Annotated in this window: 14 protein-coding genes and 3 pseudogenes; 8 read left to right on the plus strand and 9 right to left on the minus strand. The window is 65.1% G+C overall.

The genetic code is table 11. The features are described from left to right. Positions 1-92 precede the first annotated feature (92 nt). From DVS29_RS36110 to DVS29_RS36125, 4 genes and pseudogenes are all read left to right on the plus strand, one after another. Positions 93-230, plus strand: a pseudogene (locus tag DVS29_RS36110) (IS630-like element ISCARN39 family transposase); the annotation flags it as partial. A 40-nt stretch (positions 231-270) separates the two neighbouring features. Beyond that, the gene (gene infA / locus DVS29_RS36115) at positions 271-537 is read left to right on the plus strand and encodes a translation initiation factor IF-1 (protein ID WP_118186050.1); all 267 of its coding nucleotides are present in this window, start codon (positions 271-273) and stop codon (positions 535-537) included. Between the two features lie 106 nt (positions 538-643). After that, positions 644-856: a 30S ribosomal protein S21 gene (rpsU, locus tag DVS29_RS36120; RefSeq protein ID WP_118186052.1), complete on the plus strand. Its 213-nt coding sequence runs from the start codon at positions 644-646 to the stop codon at positions 854-856. Between the two features lie 148 nt (positions 857-1004). Beyond that, positions 1005-1289, plus strand: a pseudogene (locus tag DVS29_RS36125) (IS5/IS1182 family transposase); the annotation flags it as partial. 414 nt (positions 1290-1703) lie between these two features. Here DVS29_RS36125 and DVS29_RS36130 read toward each other — a convergent pair. The 9 genes from DVS29_RS36130 to DVS29_RS36170 all read right to left on the minus strand — a co-directional run bounded on the left by DVS29_RS36130 (position 1704) and on the right by DVS29_RS36170 (position 11514). Further along, positions 1704-2102 carry an MBL fold metallo-hydrolase gene (locus DVS29_RS36130; protein WP_240655987.1) on the minus strand — a complete coding sequence of 133 codons (399 nt, stop codon included), beginning with the start codon at positions 2100-2102 and terminating at the stop codon, positions 1704-1706. Between the two features lie 21 nt (positions 2103-2123). Next, on the minus strand, positions 2124-3527 hold the full coding sequence (locus DVS29_RS36135; protein ID WP_164708080.1) for an MmgE/PrpD family protein: 1404 nt from the start codon (positions 3525-3527) through the stop codon (positions 2124-2126). 24 nt (positions 3528-3551) lie between these two features. After that, on the minus strand, positions 3552-4586 hold the full coding sequence (locus tag DVS29_RS36140) for a D-2-hydroxyacid dehydrogenase family protein (protein ID WP_118186076.1): 1035 nt from the start codon (positions 4584-4586) through the stop codon (positions 3552-3554). A gap of 76 nt (positions 4587-4662) precedes the next feature. Next, positions 4663-5520 carry a sulfurtransferase gene (locus tag DVS29_RS36145; protein WP_118186057.1) on the minus strand — a complete coding sequence of 286 codons (858 nt, stop codon included), beginning with the start codon at positions 5518-5520 and terminating at the stop codon, positions 4663-4665. Positions 5521-5594: 74 nt separating this feature from the next. Continuing rightward, positions 5595-6602, minus strand: a complete 1008-nt coding sequence (locus tag DVS29_RS36150) for a Bug family tripartite tricarboxylate transporter substrate binding protein (protein WP_118186059.1) — start codon at positions 6600-6602, stop codon at positions 5595-5597. 44 nt (positions 6603-6646) lie between these two features. After that, complete coding sequence (locus DVS29_RS36155; protein WP_118186061.1) at positions 6647-7618, minus strand: Bug family tripartite tricarboxylate transporter substrate binding protein; 972 nt, start codon at positions 7616-7618, stop codon at positions 6647-6649. 83 nt (positions 7619-7701) lie between these two features. Then, positions 7702-8679, minus strand: coding sequence for a LysR family transcriptional regulator (locus tag DVS29_RS36160; RefSeq protein WP_118186064.1), 978 nt, complete (start codon positions 8677-8679; stop codon positions 7702-7704). 28 nt (positions 8680-8707) lie between these two features. Next, on the minus strand, positions 8708-10072 hold the full coding sequence (gene purB / locus DVS29_RS36165; RefSeq protein ID WP_118186065.1) for an adenylosuccinate lyase: 1365 nt from the start codon (positions 10070-10072) through the stop codon (positions 8708-8710). Continuing rightward, a complete protein-coding gene (locus DVS29_RS36170) occupies positions 10069-11514 on the minus strand; it encodes an FAD-binding oxidoreductase (RefSeq protein WP_118186067.1) in 1446 nt (481 codons plus the stop codon). The genes purB and DVS29_RS36170 overlap by 4 nt, the downstream gene beginning before the upstream one ends. Before the next feature lie 201 nt (positions 11515-11715). On the opposite strand from DVS29_RS36170, the gene DVS29_RS36175 reads away from it, so the two are divergent. From DVS29_RS36175 to DVS29_RS37545, 4 genes and pseudogenes are all read left to right on the plus strand, one after another. Next, positions 11716-12048, plus strand: a complete 333-nt coding sequence (locus DVS29_RS36175; protein WP_118186069.1) for a carboxymuconolactone decarboxylase family protein — start codon at positions 11716-11718, stop codon at positions 12046-12048. Positions 12049-12230: 182 nt separating this feature from the next. Beyond that, complete coding sequence (locus tag DVS29_RS36180) at positions 12231-12716, plus strand: tripartite tricarboxylate transporter TctB family protein (protein ID WP_118186078.1); 486 nt, start codon at positions 12231-12233, stop codon at positions 12714-12716. Positions 12717-12720: 4 nt separating this feature from the next. Next, a complete protein-coding gene (locus tag DVS29_RS36185; protein WP_118186071.1) occupies positions 12721-14253 on the plus strand; it encodes a tripartite tricarboxylate transporter permease in 1533 nt (510 codons plus the stop codon). Positions 14254-14294: 41 nt separating this feature from the next. Then, positions 14295-14411: pseudogene (locus DVS29_RS37545) on the plus strand (integrase core domain-containing protein); the annotation flags it as partial. Between the last annotated feature and the right edge of the window lie 96 nt (positions 14412-14507).

Genomic DNA, 14507 nt, shown 5'->3' on the forward strand with positions numbered 1-14507 from the left:
TTTGGCCATGTCCCTTTCGCAGTCGAAACAACGGAAAGGTTAACAGGAACGATCGAAAGTAAACAGCCCCAGGCATCATTTTGTTAAGGCTTCTTAAGCGGCACGCCTTGGCCAACTTCTGTCCTGACGACCTCGCTGAACTGAAGTACACCGCTCGCAATAAGCTCAAGAGCGGCCAGAAGCGCAAATCGATCATCGTCGCATGTTGGAAACAAGCCGAGCTGTGGTGATGTCATGACTTACGTAAGTCTCAATAATCAGGAACCTTGAATGGCCAAAGAAGAACTGCTGGAACTCGACGGTATCGTTGACGAAGTGCTGCCAGATAGCCGCTACCGCGTCACGCTCGACAACGGCGTGGTGGTGGGGGCGTACGCGTCCGGCCGTATTCGCAAGAATCACATTCGGATCCTGGCGGGCGATCGGGTCACACTGGAACTGTCGGTGTACGACCTGACGAAAGGAAGGATCAATTTTCGACATAAGGATGAGCGCAGCGGGGGCGCAGTACAAAGAGCCGTGTTTCGCCGTCGTTGACTGCGCGATACACGGGCATCGGCTGAGAGTCTTGCCGGTTCCACGACGCCTGCGTGTACATCCACATGAGCATTCGCCATCGCTGCGATCCTGACCGAGGAAAAAATTGACTACCGTAGTTCTGAAACCTGACGAACCCGTGGAAATTGCATTACGCCGTTTCCGTCGCGCGATCGAGCGCACTGGCTTGATTCCGGAACTTCGTGCCCGGACAGCCTATGAAAAACCGACTGCAGAACGCAAGCGCAAAAAGGCTGCTGCAGTGGCTCGCCTGCGCAAGGAGATCAAGCGATCGTTGCCGCCGAAAAAGCGGTACTGACCGGGAACTGCCAGGCGGCGTCGCTGATGCGGCCTTCTAGTGTTCGGCCGCGTTTCTTGCGTAACCTTCGCATGAGGAACCGGTTCTGAGCCGGCCGAGTTGCTGGTTGAGTTCGCATGCCAGCCTCGTCACCGCTTCCGTCACAGGTATCCGCAACGTATGCCGACGCTTCGTGAGCATATGCCGGGATCTTAAGCTCTTCACGCAGGCAGCCGTCGCCATTGACGGTAGCAAGTTCAAGGCTGTGAACAGCCGCGACCAGAACTTCACACCGAACAAGATTGCGAGGCGACAGGAGCAGATCGGGCAAAGCATCCAGCGCTACCTGGACGCGCTGGATACAGCGGACCGGACGCAGCCGGTCGAGGTAGAAGCGAAGACCGAACGTCTGCGCGAGAAGATCGACCGGTTGCGCGAACAGATGCGCGATCTCAACAGCTGGTGTGGCGTGGCGTGTTTGCCAGACGGTCTGTTCGAATTCGCAGTCATCACAACCGTCCGTTCCCTTTCGCGCCAGGCGATGCGGCCCGCTGCATTTGCGAGTCCTGCGCTGCCTCCAGGTCAGGAAATGCCTTTCTTTCCCCATCCTCCGGCAGTGCGCCGAACACCGTCCTCGGGATTCGACAGGTCAGACGCCACCAATCTGTTGTCGTACTCCACAGGAGCCTCGCGAGCGTCCGCGCCATTGGCAAACGGCGTCCCAACAGAAAGCGCCGCAGGGTCGCGACATCAACGGGATTCTGGTGAGGCTGGCGAATTGCAGCACTGTTGCCGTCGACGTTCTGCGTAGCTTTGGTGAGGACAAAGAGTCGGGATGGCGACGAGTGGAGGACGCCTGAAGGGGGTGTCATGCTTGATCCGGCTGCCCACGTGACGCGCACAAACTCCACCCGAATGATTCGTCGGTGTGACCAGGTGTGTAGAGCGCCTGCAGTTCGATGCCGTCGACGCTGATGTGCTCGCCGTCGCTCACGTGACGACTCACGCACGACGCGCGCGTTCGTTCGCCCATCAGCGTCGTGCAACTCACCGCGTCGCGCAGATCGCCCAGTGCGGTGACGTGATCGGCGTGCGTGTGCGTGTCGATCGCGTGTACCAGTTGGACGTCGAGCTCGTGGACCAGCTTGAGATACTGATCGAGATGATCCTTCACCGGGTCGATGATCAGCGCTTCACCGCCCGGCCTCGACGCGAGCAGATAGGTGTACGTGCTGGACGTGCGGTCGAACAGCTGCCTGAAAATCATGTTTGTCTCCTTCGATGCATCTCACGTCGTTAAGCGCGCGATACGAAGCGCCGCGGTCACGGTGGCGATGAAGTCACGCACGTTTGCCACGTCGTCGAAGCGCAGTACGGTCTGCACGATCGGTTCGACCTGCGCGTCCACCAGCCGCTCGCGGAGCAGCGACGTAGCCTTCGCGCGCAACTGTTTCGCCTGGCGCGCAAGATCGCTTTCGGGCTTGCTCGTATCGACATGCTGCGCGAGACGGGTGCCGTCCTTGAGCACGAGCGCGACGTCGGTGCTGGCGCGCGGCTGCCGGGGATTCGGCGTGATCGTCACGCGCTGGCGTAGCGCCAGGATCAGCGGATCGTCCAGTGCCTGAGCGGAATACGAGTTCGCATCAACGGTGCTCCAGCCGGCAAGCGTGAGAGCTGCCATCTGCGCGATGCTGAATTTCGCCTCGAGTCCCGTGACCGGTTCAGCAATGCAGCACACCGACAGGTATTGCGGCTCGACGCGGATATCGATGGCCTCGATCGCATCGAGACGATCACCAAGTTGCTGGCGCAGCAGCTTGCACGCCTCGATGGGCCCCTGGGTGCCGTAGCACGATGCGTTGTACTTGAAGAGGATCGTACGCGCCTGATAGTCGGGCGCTCCCGCGAGCGACGCGGCGATTGCCTCGTTGCTGCGCGCGCCCGCATACAGTTCGACGAAGCCCGCGTCGCATTCGAGCATATCTGTCCGGCTGGTAAAGCCGCGTTTCGCGAGGCTCGCGGCCAGCACACCCGTGGACGCTGCATGGCCCGCATGCAGCGGCTTGCACATCGTGCCGAACGCGGCGCGCAAGCCGGCCGCCTGCGTCGCGCAGATGCCGAGCGCGTGCTGCGTCTGTTCGAACGTGAGATCGAGCAGGGCGGCACAGGCGAGTGTCGCGCCGAACATGCCGAACGTCGCGGTGTTGTGCCAGCCGCGCCGGTAATGCTCCTCGCCCATCACCAGTGCGATGCGGCTTTGCATCTCGACGCCCGCGACGAAGGCGGACAGCGCACGCTGGCCATTCAGGCCGTCGCGTTCGCAGATCGCGAGAATCGCCGACCAGAGCGGCACCGACGGATGCACGCGCGAACCCAGATGCACGTCGTCGAAATCGAGCACGTGAGAGGCCATGCCGTTGACGAGCGCGGCATCGCGGACGCTGGTGCGAAAGCCGCTGCCCAGCAGCGTCGCGCGCGGCGCTGCGGCGTCTTCGCGAATCGTCTCTTCGAGCATCGCGACCGACGGATCGGCCCAGCCCGAAATCGTGGTGCCGAGCCAGTCGAGCAGCGTGTGCCGCGCGGTCTCATTGACTTCGGCGGGCAGCGGCGCGCGGGCGCGCGCGAGACAGGTGTCGGCGAGTTCGCGCGTCAGCGGATAGCGGATGGACGACGCGGGACCGGCTTCGCTCATGACAGGCTCCATGGATGGCAGTGTTCATGCCCGAAAGGGCGAATGGGACGCCGGACGTTGCCGCGCGAGCGCCTCGGGGTTGACAACGTTGTGCGGCGCGCCGGCCTGCCACGCGAGCACATCCTGGAATGCGGCTTCGAACAGCGTTTCGTAGTTGTCCTTTTCCACGTAGCCGAGATGCGGCGTGCATACGACGTTCGGCATTTCCAGCAGGGGCTCGTTCGAGCCGAGCGGTTCTTCGTCGAACACGTCGAGCGCGGCCATGCCGGGGCGTCCTTGCGCAAGGGCTTCGCGCAGCGCGCCGGGTTGGACGAGGCCGGCGCGACTCGTGTTGACGAAGAGCGCGTCGGGACGCATCGCGAGCAGATGCTCGAGCGTGACCATGCCTCGGGTGCCGGCGTTCTGCCGGACCTGCAGCGTCAGCACGTCGGCGTGCGCGAACAGATCGAACGGACCATCGGCGAGCTGATGCCCATGCTCCGCGGCGAGCGCGAGCGAAGCCGGACGGCTCCAGACCAGCACCTTCATGTCGAACGCCGTCGCATAGCGTGCAAGACGCTGGCCGATGCGCCCATAGCCCCAGATGCCGAGCGTCCTGTTCTGGAGCGCGACGCCGAGCCCATGGCCATACGGCGCGGCGGCGTCTTCGAGACCGCTCGTCTGCCACTGGCCAGTCTTCAGGTGTGCCGCGTATTGCGGAATGCGCCTCATCGCCGCGAGAATCAGCCCCCACACCAGTTCGGCGGTTGCAATGCCCGAAAAGCGGCTCTCGGTCACGGGAATGCCCATGTCCGCCGCGGCGTCGAGATCGATGTGCGCGCTCGCTTTGCCGGTCTGCGCGATGAAGCGCAGGCGCGGCAGCCGTTCGAGCAGCGCGCGCGTGACCGGCGTGCGCTCGCGGATCAGCACCAGCGCTTCGGCATCGGCGATGCGCGCGGCCAGGGCGTCGACATCCTTGACGGTGTCGGTCAGCACGTCGACGTCGTGTCCGTCGAGCAGACGGAAACAGTCGAGCTTGCGGATGGCGTTCTGATAGTCGTCGAGAATGGCGATCTTCATCGCGGTCTCCGTGACGAAGGCGGACGCGGACACGCGGCCGTCGTTCCGCGCGCCGTACGTGATGTACGTCGGACGCTCAGGCCGCGCCCGTTGCGACCGGTGCATCCCTGCGCGAGCTCCACTCGCTCCACGAGCCCGGATACAGCGCGGCGCCACGAATGCCGGCGATCTCCATCGCGAGCAGGTTGTGGCAGGCGGTTACGCCGGAGCCGCACTGGCTGATCAGCGCGGCGCCATCGGCTGTGCCGGCAATCGCGCCGATTTCCTCGCGGAGCGCGTCCGGCGATTTGAAGCGGCCGTTCGCATCGAGGTTGTCGCGGAAGAAACGGTTGCGCGCGTTCGGAATGTGGCCGCCCACAGCGTCGAGCGTTTCGTTCTCGCCCCGGAAGCGGTCGGCCGCGCGCGCATCGAGCACCACGCGTGCGCCGCTCGAGACGTTCGCGAGCACGGCATCGAAATCGACGATGCCGGCTAGCGCGTCGCGCAGCGTGAAGTTGCCTGGCGGGCGGGTCGCGCCGTCACCGGTTTCCACCGGCTTGCCCGCCGTGCGCCATGCCGGCAGACCGCCGTCGAGCAAGGCGACGTCGGGATGACCGGCCCAGCGCGCGAGCCACCACAGCCGCGCCGCGTACATGCCGCCCGCGCTGTCGTAGCAGACCAGTTGCGTTGTGTCGCTCGCACCGGCGCGCGCCATCGCGTGCGCGAACGCTTCGCGGGTGGGCAGCGGATGACGGCCGTTCTGCCCGTTCTTCGGTCCGCTCAGTTCGTCTTCGAGATGCAGGTAAGCCGCGCCGGGCACATGCGCGGCGCGATACGCGTCGAGCCCGGCAGCCGGATTGCTCAGTTCGAAACTGCCGTCGCACACCAGCACGTCGGCGGGGCTGGAGAACAGGTCGGCGAGTTGTTCGACCGAAATCAGCGTATTGAAGCGCATCGGGGTTCCTGTGGCGTTGCTTGCGAATGACAAGGGCGAGGGCGCACGGTCTGCTTTCGTGCACCCGCGGAAAATCAGTTGTTCGACGGTTTGAGCACGCTGCGGTAGTCGGCGATGTCGGACTCGACAAACTTCGTGAACGCATCGCCTGACAGGTTGTTGAGCACCGCGCCGTTCATCGTCAGCTGCTTGACAACGTCGGGTTCCTTGAGAATTGCCTGGATACCCTGATTGATCTTCGCGATCACGTCGGGCGGTGTACCGGCAGGCGCGGCCACGCCGTACCACTGGGTCGGATTGACGTCGTAGCCGAGTTCCTTGAAGGTCGGCACATCCGGATACGCGGGGTTGCGCTTCGCGCCGGTGGTGGCGAGCAGACGCATGCCGTCGCTGTTCAGCTGGCCCGCGAGCGGCGTGTACGGCGCGAAGAAGCTGTCCACCTGGCCGCCGAGCAGCGCGGTGGTCGCCGGACCTGAACCGCTGTACGGAATGTTCAGCACGCTCAGGTGTGCTTTCGACTTGAAGATTTCCATCGTCGACTGCGCGGCGCCGCCCGTGCCGGTGGACGCGTAGGTCAGCTTGCCGCCTTTCGCGGCCTCGATGAACTGCTGGATCGACTGGTACTTCGATTTCGCGTTGACCATGAGGCCGAACGGCGTCTCGACCACCATCGAGATCGGTACGAAGCTGCCGGGCACCTTGTAGCGCAGCTCCGGATGCACGACCGGCGCGACGGAGAAGTTGCCGCTCATCGCGAGCAGCAGCGTCTGGCCGTCGGGTTTTGCATGCGCGACCACGTCGGCCGCGATGTCGCCGCCGGCGCCGGGCCGGTTCTCGACGACGATCGGCGCGTTCAGCTGCTTCGCGAGCGCGGTCGCGACGATCCGCGCGTAGGTGTCGCCGCCTCCGCCGGGCGGAAAGCCGACCATCAGCTTGATCGGGCCGTCCGGATAGCCGTCCGCGCGGGCGGTCTGGAGGGTCGCGAGAAGAAGGCCGATACCGAGCGCGCACGCGCGCGCGAAGCGTGTCAGGTTGCCGTCTGCGAACGCGCTACGGCGCGCGCCGCCTGTGCTTTCCCGCATGTCTGTCTCCGTTGTGATAGGTCTGTACCGACAAGCTGTATGCACTACTGAAGCAGTTGCAGATGGCCGTTCTCCACTGTCTGCCGGTAACGGCCGATATCCTCGACGATGTATTTGCCGAACGCGTCGCCGGTGAGTGTGCCGGGCACGACGCCTTCTCGCTCGAAGAGCTGTTTGATGGCCGGCGATGCGAGCGCCTGCATCGTCGCCTGTTCGAGCTTCGCGACCACCGGCGCAGGCGTGCCGGCGGGCGCGGCGACTCCGTACCACTGCGTGAGCGTCATGTTCACGCCGGCTTCCTGCATGGTCGGCACGTCCGGCATCTGGGCGTTGCGCTTCGGTGCGGTGCTCGCAAGGAGGCGCAACTGGCCGCCTTTGATCTGGCCGATCAGCGGTGGGTAGGTCGCGAAGAACGCATCGACGCGTCCGCCGATCAGATCGTTGATGGCCGGGCCAGAGCCCTTGTACGGCACGTGCAGCACGTCGATGCCGGCGCGTTGCCTGAACATTTCCATGCCGAGCTGCGCGGCCGATCCAGTGCCGGTCGATGCATAGCTGAGCTTGCCGGCTTTGGCTGCCGCGATGAAGTCGGCGACAGTCTTGTACTTCGATTTCGCCGAAACCATCAGCCCTTGCGGCGCCTCGGCCACGAGCGCGATCGGCGCGAAGCTGCCCGGCACCTCGTACGACAGATGCTTGCGGATCGCGGGCGCGGTGGCCAGATTGCCGCTCATCGCGAGCAGCAGCGTGTAGCCGTCCGGTTTGGCATGCGCGACGGTTTCCGCTGCGATGATGCCGCCCGCGCCCGGCCGGTTCTCGACGATGACCGTCTGATGCAGGATCGGCGCAAGCGCGGCGGCGAGCGCGCGGCCGTACAGATCGCCGCCGCCGCCCGGCGGGAAGCCGACCACGAGGCGAATGGTCTGGTTCGGCCATGTGTCGTTGGCGCGGCTGGCCACCGGCAGCGTCGTCAGGCACGCCAGTCCGATGGCGCCCAGCAGGCGTTTGATGTTCACGTGCGTTGTCTCCGTCTTTGCGTTCTTGTCGTGTGTTGCTGCGGCTGAGGCCCTGGCGAACGGCCGCAGCTGGACCGCATGCGCTACTGCCCGGTCGTGCCGCGCGCGGCGGTATCGGCGCCCGCGCGCGCGTCGCGTCGCCGCGCGGCCGACGGCAGCGCCTTCGCCACCATGTTCTCGAGCGCGCGCATCACGCCGTCGCCGAACCGTGCGATCGGACCGTGCGTGCGTTCGGCCCGCACAGGCGCCACGCGCCAGATGCAGGGACGCGGCGAAAAGTCGTCGAGATCCACGGGTTGCAGATCGTCGACGTAGGCACTTGCGGCCAGCATGCAGTCGGGCACGAAACCGAGGCCCACGCCGTGCGCGACGAGGCCGAGCTTCTGCTCGGTGCCAAAGGTGCCGATATTGACCTGCAGCGACATGCCGCGATCGTGGAACGCGCTGTGCAGACCCTCGCGAAAACCGCAGCCCTCCGGATTGAGCACCCAGCCCATGCCGCCCAGATCCGCGAGATGCAGCGGGTGCGCGGGCAGCGCGCCTTTGCGCGCGACCACCACCATGCGCAGTTCGCCGAGTCGCGTCGCCGTGAGACCCGGATCGAACTGCGTCGTGTTCGGTAGCACGACGATCGCGCCGTCCAGATCGCCGTCCATCAGCCGCGCGATCATGTCTGTACTCCAGCCCGACGTGATTTCCACCGCGAGGCCCGGGTTTTCTTCCATCATCGACGGCATCGCGTCGAGCAGCGCCAGTTCCGCGATCACCTCGGATACGCCGATGCGCAGCGTGCCGCCCGGCGCCGGGTCGCCGCGGATCAGGTCCTCGATCGACGCCACTTCGCGCAGCACCGACTCGCAGCGCTCGTACACCCGCCGGCCGAGCGGCGTGGGGCGCGGCGGCTTGGTCTGCCGGTCGAGCAGCGTGACGCCGAGATCGCGTTCGAGGCTCTGCACGCGCCGGCTGATGAGCGGCTGTCGTGTGAGCAGGGCCTCGGCGGCGCCGGTCACGGATTCGTAACGGACGACGGCTACGAAAGCGGTGATGTCTTCGAGTTTCATGCTGAAGGCTTCATGTAGGGTGAAGGCGTCAGTCGTCCATCCAGCCCGCCACGTGTTGCGCGGCGAGCGTGCGGTCGATGCTGGCGCCCGTTTCGCCGAGATAGCCGGCGGGATCGGTCAGACGCACGATGTCGTCTTCGTTCAGGACCTCCGCGAGGCTCGAGTGCGAGCGCATCGCATCGGCAAAGTCCAGTTTGTTCGCAATGCCATGCATCGATGCCTCGTAGAGCCAGTGGTGCGCGGTCTGCTTGCCGACACGTTCGCCCAGCTCGATCATCACGCGCTCGGTGAGCAGATAGCCGCGCATCCGGTCGAGATTCACCGCCATCGCTTCCGCGTCGACCCGCACGCCGCCGAGCAGCTTTGTGGTCTGCTGAAGGATCGCGCCTGCGATCAGGCAGCACTCCGGCAGCGCCTTCCATTCGGTTTTCCATGCGATGCCGTCGCGCTCATGCTCCTGCACCATCGCTTCCACCATCATCGCGGCGTTGTAGCGTAGCGAGCGCGACAGTCCCGCGACGTTTTCCGCGGCGGTCGGATTGCGCTTGTGCGGCATCGTCGACGATGCGAGCTTGCCATCGGTGAACGCTTCCTCGATCTCCGCGAATTCGTTGCGCTGCAGGTTGAAGAGCTCGTTGCCGATCTTCGACATGGTCGCGCCGATGATCGCCAGCAGGTTCGCGTATTCGGTGACGCGGTCGCGCGCCGGCGCCCAGCTGATGGTGGGTACGCCGAGGCCGAGCGCTTCGAGCGTGCGCGTTTCCACCTCGCGCGCCTTCGGGCCGAGCGACGCCTGCGTGCCGACCGCGCCCACCAGCATGCCGACGAACACGCGCGGCTCGCACTCCTGCATGCGCTGATAGTGGCGCGACACTTCGTCGAGCCAGATCGCGCACTTGTGGCCGAAGGTGATCGGCAAAGCCTGCACGCCGTGCGTGCGGCCAACCATCACCGTGTCACGGTGTGTTTTGGCGAGCCGGGCGAGTTCGCGGCCGATCGCGCGCAGCTCCTGCATGAAGACTGCGTGCGCGTCCTTCAGCTGCAGGATCATGCCCGTGTCGAGCACGTCCTGCGTGGTCGCACCGTAGTGCACCCATTCGCCTTCCTTGCCGGCATGCTGCTGCAGCTGCTTGAGCATCGGCACGAGCGAATGCTTGATGCGGCGGATCTCGCCCGCCATCTGCTCGATGTCGATGTTTTCGATCTTCGCGCTGGCCGCGATCGCATCGGCCGCCTGTTGCGGAATGATGCCGAGGCCGGCCTGGGCTTTCGCGAGCGCGGCTTCGAAGTCGAGCCACTTCTGCACGCGCTGCTCTTCCGAGAAGATCTGGCGCAGCTGCTCGGTGCTCCACAGGTGTTGCAACGCCAGCATGTCGAACACAGAAACGCTCATCGGATGTCTCCTTGATGGTGTGCCTCGGCGGGCAGGAGCCGGCCGGGATTGAACAGATTGTCGGGATCGATCGCGCGCTTCACGCGCGCCATCAGGTCGAGCGCGACCGCGCTCTTGTAGTGCATCAGCGCGTCCTGCTTCAGCCGTCCGATGCCGTGTTCGGCCGAGATCGAGCCGTGCATGCGCGCGACCTGCTCGTGCACGATGTCGTGGACGCGCGGAATCTGCGCGCGGAATTCCGCGTCGCTCTGATGCGCGGGCTTGCTCTGGTTGTAATGCAGGTTGCCGTCGCCCACGTGTCCGAAACAGATCACGCGGATGCCTGGAAAGGTGGCTGCGAGCGCGGCACCGGTCGTTTCGATGAATTCGGGAATGCGCGAGATCGGCACCGACAGATCGTGCTTGATCGACGGACCGTCGCGCCGCTGGGCCTCCGGCACGTGATCCCGGATATGCCACAGTGCATGTGCCTGCTCCGACGATTGCGCGACTACCGCGTCGCGCACGAATCCGCGTTCGAGCAGGTCGCCGAGAGCGGCTTCGAAGCGCGCATCGAGCCGCGTGTCGCGCGCCGTCTCCGAGACTTCGACGAGCACCGACCACGGCGTCGCTTCGGCGAGCGGTGCGCGGGTGCCGTCGATCCGCGCGAGCACCTGATCGAGCGTGGCGCGGCCCACCAGCTCGAACGACGTCACGCAGTCGCCAAGCGTCTCGCGCAGCAGCATGAGCACGTCGATTGCCTGCCGCGGCGTGTCGAGACCGAGCCATGCGGTGCACTGATGGCGCGGCAACGGAAACAGCTTGAGCGACGCCGCGGTGATCACGCCGAGCGTGCCCTCGCCGCCGATGAACAGGTGCTTCAGGTCGTAACCGGTGTTGTCCTTGCGTAGCGGCGACAGCCCGTTCCACACGCGCCCGTCGGGCAGCACGACTTCAAGCCCGAGCGTGAGATCGCGCGCGTTGCCGTAGCGCAGCACCTGTTCGCCGCCGGCATTGCTCGACAGATTGCCGCCGATCGTCGCGGTGCCCTCGGCGGCGAGCGACAGCGGAAACAGTCGGTTGTGCCGTGCCGCTTCTTCCTGAACGTGCTGCAGGATGCAGCCCGCTTCGACCATGATGGTTTCGTCCGCAAGCGAGATGCTGCGCACGCGGTTCATGCGCGTGAGGCTCAGCACGACTTCGAGGCCCGAATCGTCCGGCGACGAACCGCCCGCGAGCCCGGTGTTGCCGCCTTGCGGCACGACCGGCACGTGGTGCTCCGAGCAGAGCCGCACGACGGCCGCCACTTCCCCGGTGCTAGCCGGGCGCACCACGGCGCGCGCGCGGCCCGGATAGTTACCGCGCCAGTCCCGCTCGAAGCGTTCGCGGTCGGCGGAATCGGCAACGAGGCCGTGCGGCCCCACGATCTGCTGCAGCGCATCCATAAACGGATCGGTACTCATGGGCGGTTCGGATCGGGCGGATTTGACGTGAGGTGAACGATAACCTGGTCGAGAAAGATTAGCTACTATCGGAATGACGTATTGTATTTTCATTCAAATAATAGATAAACTGAGTTCGTGATCGCGGTCAGCCGGCGACGCGGCGATCGCATCCTTCCATTCATTCCATCCAATCGAGCCATACATCAGGAGTCACTGCGCATGACCTCTCACTATTACGACAAGGAAGATGCCGCTCACCGCATGGACATGGCCAAGGCCGCTCCGGAAGAGTTCAAGGCATGGTCGAACCTCAACAGCATCGTCGGCCGCGAGAACGGCGCGATCCCGCTGAAGTACCGCGAACTGATCGCCATCGCGGTTGCGCACGCCACCGGCTGCCCGTACTGCATCGAATCGCATGCGAAGAAGAGCAAGGCCGCGGGCGTGACGAAGGAAGAGATGAGCGAAGCGATCCTGCTTTCGGCGGCGCTCTGCGCGGGCGCGGCGGCGGCACACGGCGGCCTCGCGATGAAGTTCTTCGATGCGGCCTGACGCAATCGGGGAAGCATGCAGAGGGCGGCGCGGCGCGCGCCGCCGGGGCTGAAATGCCTTGAGATCCCGCGTCGGCCGCCACGATGGCCGGCCGCGGGACACGCGTCGAAGCGACCCGGACGATCACGACACAAAGCAACGCGCGGCCCACGCAGGCCGGCAGGTCGCTCGTCAAGACGGACATGAAAGGAGACATCGCGGTGATCGAACAGCAGGCAACGGCGTCGACACAACGACGCGACTACTACGCGGGCGGGCTGATGATCCTGCTCGGCCTTGGCACGATCCTCAAGGGTTCGAGCTACGAGATCGGCACGTTGAGCGAGATGGGCCCCGGTTTTTTCCCGGTCGCGGTGGGCGCCGTGATGGCGCTCTCCGGAGTCGGCATCGCGTTCACCACGATCGCGGTCCAGCCGGCCGCCGGGCGTCCCCGCGCCGAATGGCGCGGCTGGATCTGCATCCTGCTCGGCGTGCTTGCGTTCATCGTGCTCGGCAATCACGGCGGGCTCGTGCCCGCCACCTTCGCGACCGTGTTCATCGCGGCGCTGGGCGATCGCAGGAACTCGCTGCGCGACGCGTTGCTGCTCGCGCTCGCGATGTGCGTGGTGGCCGTCGTGATCTTCCGGTGGGCCCTGCAGGTTCAGTTGCCGCTCTTCCAGTGGAGCTGACGCCATGATCGGACAATCGCTGGCCGACCTGTGGCAAGGGTTCGGCGTCGCGCTGGAAATCCATAACCTGATGTGGTCGTTCGTCGGCGTGCTGGTCGGCAACCTGATCGGCGTGCTGCCCGGCATGGGCGCGCTGTCGGCGATCTCCATCCTGTTGCCGCTTACGTATTCGATGGGCCCGGTGCCGGCCGTGCTGATGCTGGCGGGCATCTTCTACGGTTCGCAGTACGGCGGCGCGATCGGCGCGATCCTCCTGAACCTGCCGTGTCATCCGCCGCATGCGGTCACCTGTCTCGACGGCTATCCGCTCGCGAAGCAGGGGCGCGGCGGCACGGCGCTCGGCCTGACGATGGTTGCGTCGTTCTTCGCGGCATCGTTCGGCATCGTCGTGATGATTTTTGCTTCGCCATTGCTGGTGTCGATCGCGTTCAGATTCGGGCCCACGGAGATCTTCTCGATCATGCTGCTGGGTCTGCTGGCGGGCGCAACGATGAGCCGCGGTTCGGCGCTGAAGGGCGTTGCGATGACCGCGGTGGGGCTGCTGGTGGGCGTAGTGGGCACGGATGTGAACACCGGCATTTCGCGCTTCACGTTCGGCTTCGTGGAACTGTCGGACAAGGTCGAACTGGTGGCGCTCGCGCTCGGCATTTTCGGCGTGGCGGAATTCCTGCGCAGCGTGAACCGCATTCAGACCGTGGGCGGCAAGACCCGCATCCGTCTGCGCGACATGCGGCCGAGTTGCGCGGAGTTGCGCGAAGCGTTCCTGCCGCTTTTGCGCGGCACGTTCGTCGGCACGCTGTTCGGCGCGATGCCGGGCACCGGCCCGACGATCACGACGTTCATTGCCTATACGCTTGAGCGCAAGCTGTCGAGGCATCCCGAACGCTTCGGCACGGGGGAGATCGCGGGTGTCGCAAGCCCGGAAGCGGCGTCGCATTCGAAGACCCAGGTGGACTTCATCCCGACCATGAGTCTCGGTATTCCCGGCGACGCGACGATGGCGCTGATTCTCGGCGCGTTGCTGATTCATGGCATCCAGCCGGGTCCGCGGCTCATCACGGAACACGCGGACCTGTTCTGGGGGCTCATCGCGAGCTTCTGGATCGGCAACGTGCTGCTCGTGCTGCTGAATGTGCCACTGATCGGCGTGTGGGTGCGCCTGTTGCGCGTGCCGTACCGGTTTCTCTTTCCGGCGGCGCTGTTCTTCATCGCGATCGGCGTGTACAGCACCAACAACAGCCTGTTCGAGATCGGCGAGGTGCTGGTGTTCGGCGTGGCGGGCGCGGTGTTCTCGGCGCTCAGGTTTCCGGTCGCGCCGATCCTGCTCGGCTACGTGCTCGGGCCGATGGTCGAGGAGAATTTCCGCCGCGCGTTGCTGCTCTCGCGAGGGGATCTGACGGTGTTCCTGCAGCATCCGATCAGTGCGGTGTTCATGGGCATCAGCGCGCTTTTGATCGTCGTCCAGGTGTGGCTCGGCATGCGGTCCGTCCATCGTCAGAGGCAACAGGGCGCCGCCCGGTTGAGCACGTCCGGGTAGCATCCTCGCGGACGGCTAGAAACTGTCGCCGTTCGATCGTGGAGAATGCCTACATCGAGAGACTCAATGGGCGGTTCCGCGATGAATGCCTGAACGAGCACTGGTTCGTCTCGATGCGCCACGCCAGGCGGCTGATTAAGGAGTGGCGTATCGAGTACGTAAGCGCCTCACGGCGACCGTCGTAGACGAGGGCGAGAAGCGACATCAAAGTGGTGCCCATCATTTTCGATTTGATGGACATCACCGTGACAGAG

The organism is Paraburkholderia phosphatilytica (genome assembly GCF_003443895.1).
Taxonomy (GTDB): Bacteria; Pseudomonadota; Gammaproteobacteria; order Burkholderiales; family Burkholderiaceae; genus Paraburkholderia; species Paraburkholderia phosphatilytica.